Genomic DNA, 14,989 nt, shown 5'->3' on the forward strand with positions numbered 1-14,989 from the left:
GAAGTCCCGTCTGTCTCGCGGGGTCTGACACGCACGCTCGCCGCGTTGCCGAAATGCCCTGGTAGCTCCGCTACGAGGGCACCCCGGCGCCTTGCGATCACACGCCAGACCCCGCGAGACCCGCCCTCCGGGCGGACGACGCTACTTCTCAAACACCCCCTAGGCCGCAGTCCGCGCCCGACGGCTGCCAGAGCACTCCAAGAGGACACCGATGTCTTTGATCCGCGGTTCCCGCACGCCCAGTGCCGCCAGACCAAAAGAAACCCCGCGCGATGCGCTCGGCGAGCTGGACCAGCGCAATCTGCGGCGGCTGATGCCGCTGCTGCTGGCCGCCTACATCATGTCGTTCCTGGACCGGACCAACATCGGCCTGGCCAAGGAACGCCTGGAGGTCGACCTGGGCATCTCCGCCGCGGCCTACGGGCTGGGCGCGGGGCTGTTCTTCCTCACCTACGCGATCTCCGAGGTGCCCAGCAACCTGATCATGTACCGCGTGGGCGCCCGTTGGTGGATCACCCGGATCATGCTGACCTGGGGCGTCATCTCCGCCTGCATGGCCTTCGTACAGGGTGAGAAGTCCTTCTACGCCATGCGGCTGCTGCTCGGCGCCGCCGAGGCCGGGCTGCTGCCGGGCATCCTGCTCTACTTCACCTACTGGTTCCGCTCCGAGATCCGCGGCAGGGCCATCGGACTGCTCCTGCTCGGCGCCTCCATCGCCAGCGTCGTCGGGAACCCGCTCGGCGGACTGCTCATGGAGATGGACGGGCTCGGCGGCTGGCACGGCTGGCAGTGGATGTTCGTCATCGAGGGGGTCCCCTGCCTCTTCCTGGCATTCGCCATCTTCCGGTTCCTGCCCGACGGCCCGGCCAAGGCGCCCTGGCTGACGGCGGAGGAGGCCCGGCTGGTCCAGGACGCGGTCACCCGCGAACAGGCCGAGGGCGCCGAGGCGGCCGGCAACGGCTCCGGATCCGGCTCCCTGCTGACGGTGCTGCGCGACAAACAGATGCTGCTGGCCATCTTCGCCAACTGGACCCACCAGGTCGCCCTGTACTCCGTCGTCTACTTCCTGCCCGGCATCATCGGCGGCTGGGGCGATCTCTCGCCGTTCACCATCGGCCTGCTGACCGGACTGCCCTGGCTCACCGCGGCCGTCGGTGCCGTACTGGTGCCGCCGCGCGCGACGACACCCCGGCGCTCCCGCAACTTCGTGGTGGTCGGACTGCTGATGATGTTCACCGGCCTCATCGTCGCCGCCGTCGCCGGTCCCGTGATCGCCCTGCTCGGCTTCTGCTTCACCGGCCTGGCGTTCTTCGTCGTCCAGCCCCTGCTGTTCAACTTCCCCGCCACCCGGCTCTCGGGCAAGACCCTCGCCGGCGGCCTGGCCCTGCTCAACACCATCGGCATCACCGGCGGCTTCGTCGGCCCGTACATCATGGGCTACGCCGAGGACGCCACCGGCAACCATCTGTCCGGCCTGTGGGTGTCCATCGTCCTGCTGGCCCTCGGCGCAGTGGCGGCCACGCGGCTGCGCTTCTCCCCCAAGTCCTGAAGCGCGCTCCGGGGCGCGGGCCGGCCCGGGACCTCCCCATCGGCCGGGGCGGTCCCGCGGGCGCCCGCGCCCCGGAGCAGGTCCGGTTCCAACCTGACCACCTTGCCCCCGGAGACATCGGCCGCGCCCCACGGCCCGAGCCGGACGGACCGGGACCTGCCACGGCGACTCCCGGACGACGCGCGCCCTGGACCGACATCGTTGCCGATGTACGTGTGCTCGGCGCCGGTCCCGCATCCCGCGCCGTTCACGCTGTCTGCGATCCCTCTCGGGCGCACGTGCGCCCGTCAGTTGAAAGTCGTGTCGGAGAAATTCTGCTGCTGCCCCTGGATGACCGGGCCGGTCCGGGCGCCCTCGCTGACGCTGTTGTGAACTGTCACGGTCGGCACACCCGCCGCTGCGGGGGCGAGTTCATCCAGCAGGAGTCGCAGTTCCTGTGCTGCCGCCGGGTCCGCCCGCAGCGCTCGACGCAGTCTGAGCCGCCACTCGTCCTCGATGTCCTCCGCGACATCCGGCGCCTCACCGTCACGGGCCGAGATGAGTTCCGCCCGGGACGCTTCGAGTTCTTCGTCCACACCACCGGTTTCCTCGCCCCGAGCGAGGAAACGTGCCACTCGCGCCCGCGTCTGTGTCCAGGCGTCCGAGACCATGAGCCCCATCAAGGTCGTCGCCCCCGTCTCCGCCAGCGCCGCCAACTCCGCTTCCACGATGCCCCCGTTGTGTCGCCGTCGCGCTGCGCGCGTGTGAAGTTGCTCCTCCCACGGTAGAGAGCGGACGAGCGCTTCGGAAGCACGCCCAGGGGCGCGGCGCGGCCGAGAACCAGCCATCGGGTCGAGGATCACCGAGGCGGCGGTGTCACGCCGCTCGGGGAAGGTGCGACGCCGGAGGGTCGTGTGGCGGCCGGTGGTCCGTCGCGCGCCCCTTCAGCCTGCCCGGCCGGACCGATCCCGTGGCTCATGTCACGTTCCGGAATGTGAACTGCGGTGCCCCGGGAGCGATCCGCCCTCTAGTCTGGCCGGTGCAGCTGGTTCGCCCTGCCCGCCAGGCAGGCGCGTCGTAAGAGGGAACCCGGTGGGAATCCGGGACTGCCCCGCAGCGGTGAGCGGGAACGACCGCCGTCATACGCACTGGATCCGGACGGATCCGGGAAGCGACGGCCAGTAGGTGTCTGCCCTCGGCAGATGTGCCCGCGAGTCCGAAGACCTGCCCGTTGCCCGCACGCGACCCCTCGTGTGCGGATATCCCGGTGACCTCGTGGGCGGGTCGGCGTACATACCGGACGGAAGACCGCACCCATGGCGTGCGCATCCGTCCGGTTCGTCATCCCTTCGCGTCCGTGTCCCGTCCCGGGATCTCAAGGAGTCATCTCGCGAAGGAGATTTCCGTGACAGCACAGCCCGCAGCCGCGGCAGCACACGCCACCGTGTACGGCTACCCCCGCCAGGGTCCGGACCGGGAACTGAAGAAGGCCATCGAGGGTTACTGGAAGGGCCGGGTCACCGCCGACGCCCTCCGGGAAACGGCGGCCGGCCTGCGCCGGTCCAACTGGCGGCAACTGGCGGACGCCGGTGTCCACGAGGTGCCCACCGGCGACTTCTCCTACTACGACCACGTCCTGGACACCAGCGTCATGATCGGCGCAGTCCCCCGCCGGCACCGTGAGGCCGTCGAATCCGACGCGCTCGACGGCTACTTCGCGATGGCCCGCGGCACCCAGGACGTGGCGCCGCTGGAGATGACCAAGTGGTTCGACACCAACTACCACTACCTCGTCCCCGAACTCGGCCCGGACACCGTCTTCACCACCGACTCCACCAAGCAGGTCGCCGAGCTGAAGGAAGCCCTCGCGCTCGGACACACCGCCCGGCCGGTGCTCGTCGGCCCCGTCACGTACCTGCTGCTCGCCAAGCCCGCCCCCGGGGTGGCGGCCGACTTCGAACCGCTCACCCTGCTGGACCGTCTGCTGCCGGTCTACGCGGAGGTACTCGGCGATCTGCGCGCCACCGGCGCGGAGTGGGTCCAGCTCGACGAGCCCGCACTGGTCCAGGACCGGACGCCGGCCGAGTTGAACGCCGCTGCCCGCACGTACCGTGAACTCGGCGGCCTGACCGACCGGCCCAAGCTGCTCGTGGCCTCGTACTTCGGCCGGCTCGGCGAGGCGCTCCCCGTACTGGCGAAGGCCCCGGTGGACGGACTGGCACTGGACTTCACCGACGCCGCCGCCGCCAACCTCGCGGACCTCGCCACCGCCGGCGGGCTGCCCGGCAAACGGCTCGTCGCGGGCGTGGTCGACGGCCGCAACATCTGGATCAACGACTACGAGAAGTCGCTGGCCACCCTCGCCACACTTCTCGGCCTCGCCGACCGGGTCGACGTGGCCGCCTCCTGCTCCCTGCTGCACGTCCCCCTCGACACAGCACCCGAACGGGACATCGACCCCCAGGTCCTTCGCTGGCTCGCCTTCGCCCGGCAGAAGACCACCGAGATCGTCACTCTGGCCAAGGGGCTGGCCAGGGGCACCGGCGCCATCGCCACGGAGATCGCCGCCAACCGGGCCGACCTCGCCTCACGCGCGCACTCCCCCCTCACCCGCGACCCCGCCGTACGCGCCAGGACCGCGGCCGTCACCGACCTCGACGGCCGTCGCTCCCAGCCGTACACCGAGCGCGCCGCCGCCCAACGGGCCCACCTCGGACTGCCGTTGCTGCCCACGACCACCATCGGCTCCTTCCCGCAGACCGACGAACTGCGCACGGCCCGCGCCAACCTGCGCGCGGGCCGGATCGACACGGCCGGTTACGAGGAGCGGATCAGGGCCGAGATCGGCGAGGTCGTCGCCTTCCAGGAAAAGGCCGGCATCGACGTCCTGGTGCACGGCGAACCCGAACGCAACGACATGGTCCAGTACTTCGCCGAACAGCTCACCGGCTACCTCGCCACGCAGCACGGCTGGGTCCAGTCCTACGGCACCCGCTACGTCCGGCCGCCGGTGCTCGCGGGTGACATCTCCCGCCCCGAACCGATGACGGTGCGCTGGACCTCGTACGCCCAGTCGCTCACCGACCGTCCGGTCAAGGGCATGCTGACCGGGCCGGTCACCATGCTGGCCTGGTCCTTCGTCCGCGACGACCAACCGCTCGGCGACACCGCCCGGCAGGTCGCCCTCGCCCTGCGCGACGAGGTCGACGACCTGGAAGCCAGTGGCACCTCGGTCATCCAGGTCGACGAACCCGCCCTGCGCGAGACCCTCCCCCTGCGCGCGGCGGACCACGCCGCTTACCTGGAGTGGGCCACCGAGTCGTTCCGTCTCACCACCAGCGGCGTGCGTCCGGACACCCAGATCCACACCCACATGTGCTACGCCGAGTTCGGCGACATCGTCCAGGCCATCGACAACCTCGACGCCGACGTCATCAGCCTGGAGGCCGCCCGCTCCCACATGCAGGTCGCCCGCGAACTCGCCGCGCACGGCTACCCGCGCGAGGCCGGACCCGGTGTCTACGACATCCACTCCCCGCGCGTGCCCGATGCGGACGAGGCCGCCGCCCTGCTCCGCAAGGGGCTCAAGGCCATTCCCGCCGAACGGTTGTGGGTCAACCCCGACTGCGGTCTGAAGACACGCGGCTGGCCCGAGACCAAGTCGTCCCTGGAGAACCTGGTCGCCGCGGCCCGCACGGTACGCGGGGAGCTGCCCGCGTCCTGACGGCAGGCGCCCGACGGGCCGGGGCGCCCACGAGCGCCCCGGCCCCGGTACGACACACGGTGCGCGGCAGCAGAGGCGAAGCCAGGTCCTGTCGTCAAAGCCGCCGTCTGCCGTACCGCCGCCGTCCGGGCGACGACGGCAGTTCGACGACAGGGCCCAGGACCGGCGGTCTTCCATGACTTCGGCCCGGCAACCGCTTCGAGCCCGGGTCGCCCACAGCAGTCGCCGTGGGGCCCGGCACGTCGTACGTCTACGGAGTCACATCGGCGACCTTCCACCGTTGGTTCGCCCCGGAGTTGGGCAGCCAGGTGGTGACGGCGGCGCCGTCGTTCGTGGCCTGGCCGCCGACTTCCAGGAGTCTGCCGGTCTTGGCGTTGACGAGCGTCCAGGTGTGGTCACCGGTCGACGACATGATCCACCGGGTGGCCGCGTCGCGCCGGCCCGTGTCGGGTTCGACGAGCGGTACACCGTCGCGTACGGCAAGGCGCTTGCCGCTCGCCGCGCTGGTGAACACGTACTGCTTGCGGTTGTCCGCCCCCTCTCCGCTGATCTGCCGGAGCTGCCACTGCCGGTCCGCGGTAGAGGCGCCGGCCTTGACAACGAGCCCGCTGCCGTTGTCGGCGACGGTCAGGTCCTTGCCGCTCTGCACCCCCGTCAGCTCGTAGGCGTGGCCCTTGCGCAGGGTCGCCGCGTCCTTCGCGGCACCGGACACCCCGTCGACGACGAACGAGGTCACCGACTGCGCGGGCACCGTGAACGTAAACGAACGGGGCGGCCGGTGAGGGGGACGGTGGGAGCAGCGGACAGCACCGCGGCGGGTGGCGGGGCCGGTGGGAGCAGCGGACAGCACCGCGGCGGGTGGCGGGGCCGGTGGCCGACGCCGTACGCAGAACGCGTCGATGGCGGACGTCGCCCGGGTCGCGGGCGTCTCCTCGCAGACGGTGTCCCGCGTCTCCAACGGCTTCCCCGGCGTCAACGAGGAGACGCGGCAACGGGTGCTCGCGGCGATGAAGGAGCTCGGCTACCGGCCCAACAGCGCGGCCCGCGCGCTCAAGCGGGGCGAGTTCCGCACGATAGGCGTGATCACCTTCACGCTGTCCACGACGGGCAATGTGCGCACGCTGGAGGCCATCGCGACATCGGCCGCACAGGAGGGGTACTCGGTCACGCTGCTGCCGGTCGCGGTTCCCACCCAGGACGAAGTGCGCGGCGCCTTCTCCCGGTTGGGCGAGCTGGCGGTGGACGCGGTCATCGTCATCATGGAGGTCCATCTGCTCGACTCGGCGAGCCTGTCGCTGCCGCCGCACGTGAAGATCGTGGTCGCGGACTCGGACGCCGGGGACCGGTACGCGGTCGTCGACACGGACCAGGCGGGCGGCACGCGGGACGCCGTGCAGCACCTGCTCGGCCTCGGGCACCGCACGGTGTGGCACCTCGCCGGACCGGAGGCGTCGTTCGCGGCGCAACGCCGGACGGACGCCTGGCGCAGGACGCTTGAGGAAGCGGGGCGCGTGCCGCCACCCCTCGTCCGCGGCGACTGGTCGGCGGAGTCGGGCTACCGCGCGGGCCTCCGCCTGGCCGAACTGGCCGACTGCACCGCGGTGTTCGCCGCCAACGACCAGATGGCACTCGGCCTGCTGCGCGCCCTCCACGAACGCGGCCGCAAGGTCCCCCAGGACGTGTCGGTCATCGGCTTCGACGACATCCCGGAGTCGGGCTCGTTCCTTCCCCCGCTGACCACGGTCCACCAGGACTTCGCCGAGGTCGGCCGCCGCTGCGTGGAGAGCGCCCTGCGCCAGGTGCGGCAGGGCGAGGCGGAGCGGGGAACGACGCTGGTGCCCACGCGGCTCGTGGTGCGCGACAGCACGGCGCCCGGACCCGGCTGACGATGCGCCGGCGGCCGGGGAGCACGGAGAGGGCTCCGGCCCGAGAGGCAGGATCCGGCCGGGCGGCCCGCGCCTCGTCAGTGCGTCGGCCGCGCCGGGTCGCGGGGTGCGATGCCGGGGCGGATCCGAAGGCGACGGCCCGCGGGACGGACCTTCGGGCGCCCGACCACGGCTCCGTACCTTGCCGGCACGGGATGGACTCATCGCGAGGACGGGCCGAGGCCGTCAGGCACGTGTGACGCCCGCGATCACACCGCCCGGACAATGTCCTGGGCCGCCTCGGCCAGCAGTGAGATCTCGGCCGCGACCGCCTCCGGGTCGGCCACGACGGTGACGTGGGCGACCTCGTCCAGACCCGGGTGCGAGCCGACGCGCACTGCCCGCTCCGCGTTCCGCAGCAGATCGACGTCATTGATGTCGTTGCCGAATGCGACGTACTCGCCGACCCCCATCCACCGAAGGGCTTCCCACTTCGTCGTCGAACCCGGCGCGAAGTCGATGATGGCCTCGTCGAGGTGGTGATTGACCGTCATCCCCAGCCCACGGCCGACCTCGGCGAGTGCCGCCATGTCCGACGCACCGACGACGAGGAACTTCACGACCTCGGGAAGCTCGGCGATGTCCACCATTCTCGCGAGGTTGCCCTGATCGACACGGCCCCGGATCGGATGGTCCGCAGGTCCGGTGTAGGCATAGTCCCAGGGGCCGTCGGCGAGGTACGTCGCCTCGTACTTCCCGACCGCTTCCAGCAGCGCGCCGAGTCCGGCGGGATCGAATGCGGCCCGAGCCCGAACCTCTCTGTCGACCGAGACGAGACTCCCGTTCCCGCCGATCAGTCCGGCGGACGCGAAGGCTCCGTCCAGGACGGGCAGCAGGTCCCGGACAGGCCGGGCGGAAGCGAACACCACGCGATGGCCGACGCGCTCGCACTCGCCGATCGCCGCGAGAATCCGATCATCGATCGTCCGTCCGTCGAAGCAGAGCGTGCCGTCGATGTCGAAAACCAGTGTGCGGGCGCGAAGTTTGATCATCAACGGATGATATCCGGCCGGCCAACGGCGACGAGCCGGCGGTGGTGACCGCACCTGATGCCGGATACCGCCGCCCGCCCGGAAAGCTTCCGACCTGACCGGACCAGTGCGGTGGGCAGGGCATCCGCGGATGGGCCTATCTTGGCGCGTATGCAGTTCTACACAATCGGCCAGGCCGCCCGGCTCCTTGGCGTGAGCCCCGACACCGCGCGGCGCTGGGCCGACGCAGGCCGGGTGGCCACCCATCGGGACGAGGGCGGACGGCGGCTCATCGAGGGGAAGGATCTTGCCGCCTTCTCCGTGGAGCTGGCCAAGGGCGGTGGCGGCGAGGAGGACGCTTCGTACACCTCGGTCCGCAATGCCTTCCCCGGGATCGTCACCGCGGTGAAGCTCGGTGACGTCGCCGCCCAGGTGGAGATCCAGGCCGGTCCGCACCGGCTGGTGTCGCTACTGACGCGGGAGGCCGTGGAGGAGTTGGGGCTGGAGGTCGGGATGGAGGCCACGGCCCGGGTGAAGTCGACGAACGTGCACATCGACCGTGTCTGACCGAGAAGCGCCGGCCTCCCCGTGCGTAACGCGTTCACCGGCATCGTCACCGCTCCGAACACCCGCGCCCCCGGTCGTCGTCGGGGTCACCGCCCGTGCGAAGTCGACGAGCGTGCTCGACGAGTGCCGGTAGGGCCCGATCGCCCGCCGGTTCCTCGTGGCAGAGCAGGGCGGCCCACAGGTCGAGGCGGTCGGTGAGACCGGACAGGTCGCGGCCGGTGAAGTGTTCGATGCGCCGGATGCGGTAGTGGACGGTGTCGACATGCAGGTGCAGGGCCTCCGCCGTACGCGCCCATGATCCGTCGCAGGCGAGGAAGGTCCTCGGGGTTTCCAGGAAGGGCGCCGCGGAGGGGCTCATGGCGTCGGTCAGGGGGCCGAGGACGGCACGGCAGTAGACGGTGCGGACCTCGGGCGGCACACCGGTGAGGAGCGCGTCGAGGCTGGTGAAGGACGTGGCGTCGCTGAGGAGCGCGGCGTCCGGGGCGGTGATCCTGGCGGAGGTCAGGGCGTAGCGGGCCTGTGCCGGCGCTCCGGCCAGGTCCTGCGGTCCGGCGGCGGGGCGTCCGCTCCCGCCGTGCAGGGGGACGGACGGGTTCGCAGGCGGCGACCGGCGGCCACACCTCGCTCGCGGCGACGGCGCCGTGGACGACCGCGAACGCGGTGCCGTCCGGAAGGCGTCCGACCGCGGCCGGCCCGGCCCCCGCATGAGCCACCACCTCCGCCAGTGCCTCTTCCTCCAGCCCCGTCCGCCGTGGGCAGGTGTCGGCGGTGATCACCCGGTGCGGCCCCTCGGCCGGAAGCCCGCAGGCCCGCCCCGGGGGCGGCGAGCAGCGCGCCCAGTTCGCCCGTCACCCGGTGATCGGCGGCCCTGCGTCGGCTCCGTGTCTCCTGGCAGCGGCCCAGGATCGCGGCGACCTCGTGCAGCATGCGGGGCGGCACGGCGCCGGGGTCGGGCAGGTACACAGGTGCCAGCGTACGTACGGAGAGGCGGTGCCCGCGTCGACGGGGATCGTGGTGCCGGTGCCGGGGCCGCCGGCCAACAGCGACGCGGCCTCTGCGGCGGGGAGCGCGCTCCCGCCCTCCGTGGCTGCGACCGTACGGCCGGCCGGGGTGAGGACATGGGCGACGACCGCCCGGTCGAGATGAGCGAAGGCCGCGGCAACGCTCGCGTCCGGACCGGCGTCCTGGGCGCCCAGGCGACTCAGCCGCGCCCGCGCTCTCTCCGGCAGTGCGTGGTGGCAACTCAACTCGCCCCACTGCTGGAGGTAGACGGTGTCGGTGGCAGCCCGGAACATCACGTCGGCCGGCACGGCGGCCAGCGGAATGCCGTGTCGGGCGCATGCCCGACGGGAGCTTCGAACTGGGCGTCGGTACGGCGGAGTTCGGCAACGGCACCCCCACCGTGCACCGCCAGGGACGCGACGGGCATCCGGTTCACCCGGCTCCCCCTCACCCGCGACCGGGTGTGGCTGGCGTTGTCGGATCAGAGCGTGAGCAGCTCCTCGTAGAAGCCCCCGAACTCCCGCTCCCGGTCGACGAGATGGATCTCCAGGATCCAGTGGCAGCGGCGCCCGGCCTTGTCGGTGCGCCGCATCGGGGTGTCGTTGGCGGGGGTGATGTACGACTCCATGTCCGCGCCGTCGATCCGCTCGTGCGGGAACTCCCCGACCAGGTGCCCGGCGTGCCAGCAGCCCAGCTCCCAACCGGCCTGCGCCGCCAGCCGTTCGATCTCGGCGTACAGCCGCGCGCCCGTGATCTCCGGGTCGGCCTCGAAGAAGCGCCGGCCCGCCGCGAAGACCTTCGGCAGGTCGTCGTGGAGCCGGTGCTTGACGGGGTCGTTGCCGAGGACGAAGGTCCGCCCGAAGTCGGCCTCGTACTCCTCGAAGATCGGCCCGAAGTCGGCGAACACGATGTCGTCCGCGCCGATCGGCCGGTCCGGCGGATTCTCCCGGTACGGCATCAGCGTGTTCGGCCCGGAGCGCACGATGCGCTTGTGCCAGTGCCGGGTCGTGCCGAACAGCTCGTTCGCGAGGTCCCGGATCCGGTCGCTGACCGCCCGTTCCCCCTCGCCGGGCGCGACCAGCCCGCGCTCCTCGATCTCCGCGAAGAGCCGCGCTGCCTTCGCCTGGGCGTCCAACAGTCGTGCCGAGCGCGTGGGTTCGTCATCCGCCATGGAACCGACCGTAGCCATGCCGCTCACCTCCGGCAACGCGATTCCTGTGCGGGTGGCTTCCGCCGGCCCTCCGCCGGGAGCGGCGATCCGCGGATCTGCCGGGCATCGCCGGGGCGGGCCACGCCGTCCGCCGTCACCGGTGTCGGCCGCGCGGCACACGCCGGACGGTCAGGACGCCCTCGGTCCCGCCCGGCTCACAGCTCGCCCTCCGTCCTTTCCGTACGGGTACGGCCCGGTGTCACGCCCAGGAGGCGTAGCCGCCGTCCACCCGAATCGCGTTGATGCCGCTGATGTGCCGGGCCCCGCAGCGGTCCTGGGGCAGGACGAGCTGAGCGCCGGCGCGGTCGAGCGCAGCGCCGTCGATCGTGGCGGCGAGCAGTACGGGCGCGCGGCCGAAATCGGGGTCGATCTCCGCCCAGGACAGCAGGGCGTGGTGGCCGTCCGCGCCGGACACCGCGATCAGGAAACGCAGGCGGTCCTTGCGGCGCGCGGGGTCGAAGACGGGACCGGCCGCCGACAGGACGTCGTGCAGGAGCGGCCCGGTGAAGCGGTGGTGCTGGATACCGCTGGTGGCGCACTCGAAACTGACATCGGCCTCGTGCTGCGGCCAGACGAGCAGGTCGGGCACCGTCAGGCGGACCGGACGGGTCAGATCGCCGGCGAGGGCGAATTCCGCCACCGGGTCCGCCGCTGCGGGGGACTGACTCACGGGCTACCACCTCCCGGATTCCCCTACCCGGACAGCCACCCTGTACAAACGCACATGCTATCCGGACAGATCCATGATCCGGCTCATGCAAAGCCACAGAAGACTTTTCCCTCGCATCTGCGGCAGTATCATCAGCGCATGCACACCTACCGGATCGGGGACGCTGCCGCCTTGCTCGGCGTCAGCGCCGACACCGTGAGGCGTCTGGTCGACGGCGGGAAAATCACCGCCGAACGCGACGGGACCGGCCGCCGGATCACCCCCGGGCCGGCCCTCGCGGCCTACGCCCGGCAGTCGCGGCGTACGGAGCGGGATTCCACCGGATCCTCGGCCCGCAACCGCCTCTCCGGCATCGCCACCGACGCGATCCTCGGGGACGTCTCGGCGCAGGTGGAGATCCAGGCCGGGCCGTTCCGGGTGGTGGCGATGGTCAGCCGCGAGTCGGCTGAGGAACTGAAGCTGGAGCCCGGTGTTCCGGCGATTGCCGTGATCAAGTCGACCGACGTGGTCGTCGACAGACCGTGGATACGTCCGTCAGGACCAGAGGGAGTGGAACCGTGATAACCCGTACTGCGCGCAGGACCCGCCGGACCCTGCAGATGGCAGGTGCAGGCGCCGCCGCGCTGCTGGCCCTGAGCGCCTGCTCCTCGTCCGGCGACTCCTCGTCGGTCAAGTCGGACTCCTCCACCCCGGCCTCCTCGTCGGACAAGCTGTCCGGCACGGTGACCGTGTTCGCCGCGGCCTCGCTGAAGGAGAGCTTCACGGCCCTGGGCAAGGAGTTCGAGAAGCAGCACCCGGGTACGAAGGTGACCTTCAGCTTCGGCGGCAGCGACTCTCTCGCCGCGAGCATCACCGGCGGTGCGCCGGCCGATGTCTTCGCCGCGGCCAGTCCCAAGACGATGAAGATCGTCACCGACGCGGGCGACGCCTCCGGCACGCCCGCCACCTTCGTTCGCAACCAGTTGGAGATCGCCACTCTGCCGGGCAACCCCGACAAGATCTCCTCCCTCAAGGACCTCACCGGGTCGAGCCTGAAGGTCGTGCTCTGCGACAAGGAGGTGCCGTGCGGCGCCGCCGCCCGGAAGGCCCTCGACGCCAGCGGACTCAAGCTCACTCCGGTGTCGTACGAGCAGGACGTCAAGAGCGCCCTGACCAAGGTCGAGCTGAAGGAGGCCGACGCGGCGGTCGTGTACAAGTCCGATGTGAAGGCGGCCGGTGACAAGGTGGAGGGCGTGGAGTTCCCCGAGTCGGCCAAGGCCGTCAACGACTACCCGATCGCGCTGCTCAAGGACGCCCCCAACGCCGATGCCTCCAAGGCGTTCATCGCGCTGGTGCAGTCCGCCGAGGGCCAGAAGGTCCTGACCGGGGCCGGGTTCCTGAAGCCGTGACCTCGACCGCGAAGTCCGACGCCGCGACCGGCACCCCCCGGGGTGGGCCGCGGCGTCGGCGTGTCCGGGCGGGTGGTGTCCGCGGCGTACCGCTGCCGCTGCTCGTGCCCGCGCTGATCGGCCTGGCATTCCTGGTCGTGCCCCTGGTCGCCCTGCTGGTACGGGCCCCGTGGCGCAGCATGCCCGAGCAGCTGACCAGTGCCGAGGTATGGCAGGCGCTCCAGCTGTCCCTGATCTGCGCCACCGCCGCCACCGCGGTGAGCCTGGTCATCGGGGTGCCGCTGGCCTGGCTGCTGGCCCGGGTCGAGTTCCCCGGGCGCGGCCTCGTCCGCGCTCTCGTCACGCTCCCGCTCGTCCTGCCGCCGGTCGTGGGCGGTGTGGCGCTGCTGACGGCGCTCGGCCGCAACGGCATCGTCGGTAAGTGGCTGGACTCCTGGTTCGGCGTCACCTTGCCGTTCACCACGGCGGGGGTCGTGGTCGCGGAGGCGTTCGTGGCGATGCCGTTCCTCGTCATCAGTGTCGAGGGCACCCTGCGGGCCGCCGACCCGCGCTACGAGGAGGCGGCCACCACCCTGGGCGCGTCCCGCTTCACCGCGTTCCGCCGGGTCACGCTCCCGCTGATCGCGCCGGGCATCGCGGCCGGCGCGGTCCTGGCGTGGGCCCGCGCGCTCGGCGAGTTCGGCGCGACCATCACCTTCGCCGGCAACTTCCCCGGCCGCACCCAGACCATGCCCCTCGCTGTCTACCTCGCCCTGCAGAGCGATCCGGAGGCGGCCATCGCCCTCAGCCTGGTGCTGCTGGCCGTGTCCATCGCGGTGCTGGCCGGGCTGCGTGACCGTTGGATGACCGCCGGATGACCGAGACCCACGACGACCGCACCGACACCGCCCCGGACGGGCTCGACGCCCGCCTCGTGGTGGACCGCGGCGCCTTCCGCCTCGACGTGGCGCTGACCGTCGCGCCGGGCGAGGTGGTCGCCCTGCTCGGCCCGAACGGCGCCGGCAAGACCACGGCCCTGCGCGCCCTCGCCGGCCTGACACCGCTCACCGGCGGTCATCTGCGGCTGGACGGCGCGACGCTGGAGCGTACGCCGCCGGAGTCCCGCCCCGTCGGCGTCGTCTTCCAGGACTACCTGCTCTTCCCCCACCTGACCGCCCTGGACAACGTGGCGTTCGGGCCGCGCTGTCAGGGGGCGACCAAGGCCCAGGCACGTGCACAGGCCGCCGAGTGGCTCGACCGCCTGGGTCTCGCGGAGCACACCGGCGCCAGGCCCCGGCGGCTCTCCGGCGGCCAGGCGCAGCGCGTCGCCCTCGCCCGCGCCCTCGCCACCCGCCCGCGCCTGCTCCTCCTCGACGAGCCCCTCGCCGCCCTCGACGCCCGCACCCGCCTGGAGGTCCGTACCCAACTCCGGCGCCATCTGGCCGAGTTCGAAGCGGTCGCCGTACTCGTCACGCACGATCCGCTCGACGCCATGGTCCTCGCCGACCGCCTGGTCGTCGTCGAGCACGGCGAAGTCGTCCAGAAGGGCAGCCCGTCCGACATCGCCCGCCATCCGCGTACCGACTACATCGCGCAGCTCGTCGGCCTCAACCTCCACCGGGGTCACGCGGACGGTCATACGGTCCGCCTCGACACCGGCCCCGCCATCACCGTCGCGGAGCTCCTGTCCGGACCGGTCTTCGTGGCGTTCCCCCCGAGCGCCGTCACCCTCCACGGCAGCCGTCCCACCGGCTCCAGCGCCCGCAACGTCTGGCGCTGCGAGGTCGCCGGTCTGGAGACCCACGGCGACCAGATCCGCGCCGCCCTCACCGGCGACCTCCCCCTCGCCGCCGATCTCACCACGGTCGCCGCCGCCGAACTCGACCTGCACCCGGGGGCGGAGGTCTGGGCGACGGTGAAGGCGACGCAGACCCACGCGTACCCCGTCTGAGGACGCGCGGGGTGCAGCGGTACGGCCGTCATCGGTCGTCCGTCCCGCGACGAGCGGCCCGATGACCCGCATGC

At 71.8% G+C, this 14,989-nt stretch carries 14 protein-coding genes, 1 pseudogene and 1 riboswitch; of the genes and pseudogenes, 8 read left to right on the forward strand and 7 right to left on the reverse strand.

What is annotated here, in order from left to right; genetic code table 11:
- Window positions 1–211 precede the first annotated feature (211 nt).
- Window positions 212–1,549 carry an MFS transporter gene (locus tag ACFV8T_RS30425; RefSeq protein WP_385333832.1) on the forward strand — a complete coding sequence of 446 codons (1,338 nt, stop codon included), beginning with the start codon at window positions 212–214 and terminating at the stop codon, window positions 1,547–1,549.
- Between the two features lie 287 nt (window positions 1,550–1,836).
- Here ACFV8T_RS30425 and ACFV8T_RS30430 read toward each other — a convergent pair whose 3' ends face one another.
- Window positions 1,837–2,256, reverse strand: a complete 420-nt coding sequence (locus ACFV8T_RS30430) for a hypothetical protein (RefSeq protein WP_385333835.1) — start codon at window positions 2,254–2,256, stop codon at window positions 1,837–1,839.
- A 301-nt stretch (window positions 2,257–2,557) separates the two neighbouring features.
- A riboswitch (cobalamin riboswitch) is annotated at window positions 2,558–2,775 on the forward strand.
- A 158-nt stretch (window positions 2,776–2,933) separates the two neighbouring features.
- Here ACFV8T_RS30430 and metE point away from each other — a divergent pair.
- Window positions 2,934–5,252 carry a 5-methyltetrahydropteroyltriglutamate--homocysteine S-methyltransferase gene (gene metE, locus ACFV8T_RS30435; RefSeq protein WP_385333838.1) on the forward strand — a complete coding sequence of 773 codons (2,319 nt, stop codon included), beginning with the start codon at window positions 2,934–2,936 and terminating at the stop codon, window positions 5,250–5,252.
- A gap of 250 nt (window positions 5,253–5,502) precedes the next feature.
- On the opposite strand, the pseudogene ACFV8T_RS30440 reads toward metE, so the two are convergent.
- A pseudogene (locus ACFV8T_RS30440) lies at window positions 5,503–6,012 on the reverse strand (RICIN domain-containing protein); the annotation flags it as partial.
- 139 nt (window positions 6,013–6,151) lie between these two features.
- Between ACFV8T_RS30440 and ACFV8T_RS30445 the strand changes: the two are divergent.
- Window positions 6,152–7,138 carry a LacI family DNA-binding transcriptional regulator gene (locus ACFV8T_RS30445; RefSeq protein ID WP_385334146.1) on the forward strand — a complete coding sequence of 329 codons (987 nt, stop codon included), beginning with the start codon at window positions 6,152–6,154 and terminating at the stop codon, window positions 7,136–7,138.
- Window positions 7,139–7,386: 248 nt separating this feature from the next.
- Here ACFV8T_RS30445 and ACFV8T_RS30450 read toward each other — a convergent pair whose 3' ends face one another.
- The gene (locus ACFV8T_RS30450) at window positions 7,387–8,169 is read right to left on the reverse strand and encodes an HAD hydrolase family protein (RefSeq protein WP_385333841.1); all 783 of its coding nucleotides are present in this window, start codon (window positions 8,167–8,169) and stop codon (window positions 7,387–7,389) included.
- A gap of 150 nt (window positions 8,170–8,319) precedes the next feature.
- Between ACFV8T_RS30450 and ACFV8T_RS30455 the strand changes: the two genes are divergently transcribed.
- The gene (locus ACFV8T_RS30455; RefSeq protein WP_385333844.1) at window positions 8,320–8,715 is read left to right on the forward strand and encodes a molybdopterin-binding protein; all 396 of its coding nucleotides are present in this window, start codon (window positions 8,320–8,322) and stop codon (window positions 8,713–8,715) included.
- A gap of 46 nt (window positions 8,716–8,761) precedes the next feature.
- On the opposite strand, the gene ACFV8T_RS30460 is transcribed toward ACFV8T_RS30455, so the two are convergent.
- From ACFV8T_RS30460 to ACFV8T_RS30475, 4 genes are all read right to left on the reverse strand, one after another.
- The gene (locus ACFV8T_RS30460; RefSeq protein WP_385333847.1) at window positions 8,762–9,421 is read right to left on the reverse strand and encodes a PucR family transcriptional regulator; all 660 of its coding nucleotides are present in this window, start codon (window positions 9,419–9,421) and stop codon (window positions 8,762–8,764) included.
- A gap of 142 nt (window positions 9,422–9,563) precedes the next feature.
- Window positions 9,564–10,025, reverse strand: a complete 462-nt coding sequence (locus tag ACFV8T_RS30465) for a hypothetical protein (protein WP_385333850.1) — start codon at window positions 10,023–10,025, stop codon at window positions 9,564–9,566.
- Between the two features lie 173 nt (window positions 10,026–10,198).
- Window positions 10,199–10,888, reverse strand: a complete 690-nt coding sequence (locus tag ACFV8T_RS30470; RefSeq protein ID WP_385333852.1) for a M24 family metallopeptidase — start codon at window positions 10,886–10,888, stop codon at window positions 10,199–10,201.
- Window positions 10,889–11,126: 238 nt separating this feature from the next.
- A complete protein-coding gene (locus ACFV8T_RS30475; protein ID WP_385333854.1) occupies window positions 11,127–11,597 on the reverse strand; it encodes a molybdopterin-dependent oxidoreductase in 471 nt (156 codons plus the stop codon).
- Between the two features lie 138 nt (window positions 11,598–11,735).
- On the opposite strand from ACFV8T_RS30475, the gene ACFV8T_RS30480 reads away from it, so the two are divergent.
- Genes ACFV8T_RS30480 through ACFV8T_RS30495 form a run of 4 tightly spaced genes read left to right on the forward strand, consistent with a single transcriptional unit; the run spans window position 11,736 to window position 14,915 of the window.
- A complete protein-coding gene (locus tag ACFV8T_RS30480; protein ID WP_385333857.1) occupies window positions 11,736–12,158 on the forward strand; it encodes a molybdopterin-binding protein in 423 nt (140 codons plus the stop codon).
- Window positions 12,158–12,985: a molybdate ABC transporter substrate-binding protein gene (gene modA / locus ACFV8T_RS30485; protein ID WP_385334147.1), complete on the forward strand. Its 828-nt coding sequence runs from the start codon at window positions 12,158–12,160 to the stop codon at window positions 12,983–12,985. Before ACFV8T_RS30480 ends, modA begins: the two co-directional genes overlap by 1 nt.
- Window positions 12,982–13,842: a molybdate ABC transporter permease subunit gene (gene modB / locus ACFV8T_RS30490; RefSeq protein WP_385333859.1), complete on the forward strand. Its 861-nt coding sequence runs from the start codon at window positions 12,982–12,984 to the stop codon at window positions 13,840–13,842. The genes modA and modB overlap by 4 nt, the downstream gene beginning before the upstream one ends.
- Complete coding sequence (locus ACFV8T_RS30495; RefSeq protein ID WP_385333862.1) at window positions 13,839–14,915, forward strand: ABC transporter ATP-binding protein; 1,077 nt, start codon at window positions 13,839–13,841, stop codon at window positions 14,913–14,915. Before modB ends, ACFV8T_RS30495 begins: the two co-directional genes overlap by 4 nt.
- Window positions 14,916–14,989 lie beyond the last annotated feature (74 nt).

The organism is Streptomyces sp. NPDC059832, assembly GCF_042731715.1.
Classification (GTDB): Bacteria; Actinomycetota; Actinomycetes; order Streptomycetales; family Streptomycetaceae; genus Streptomyces.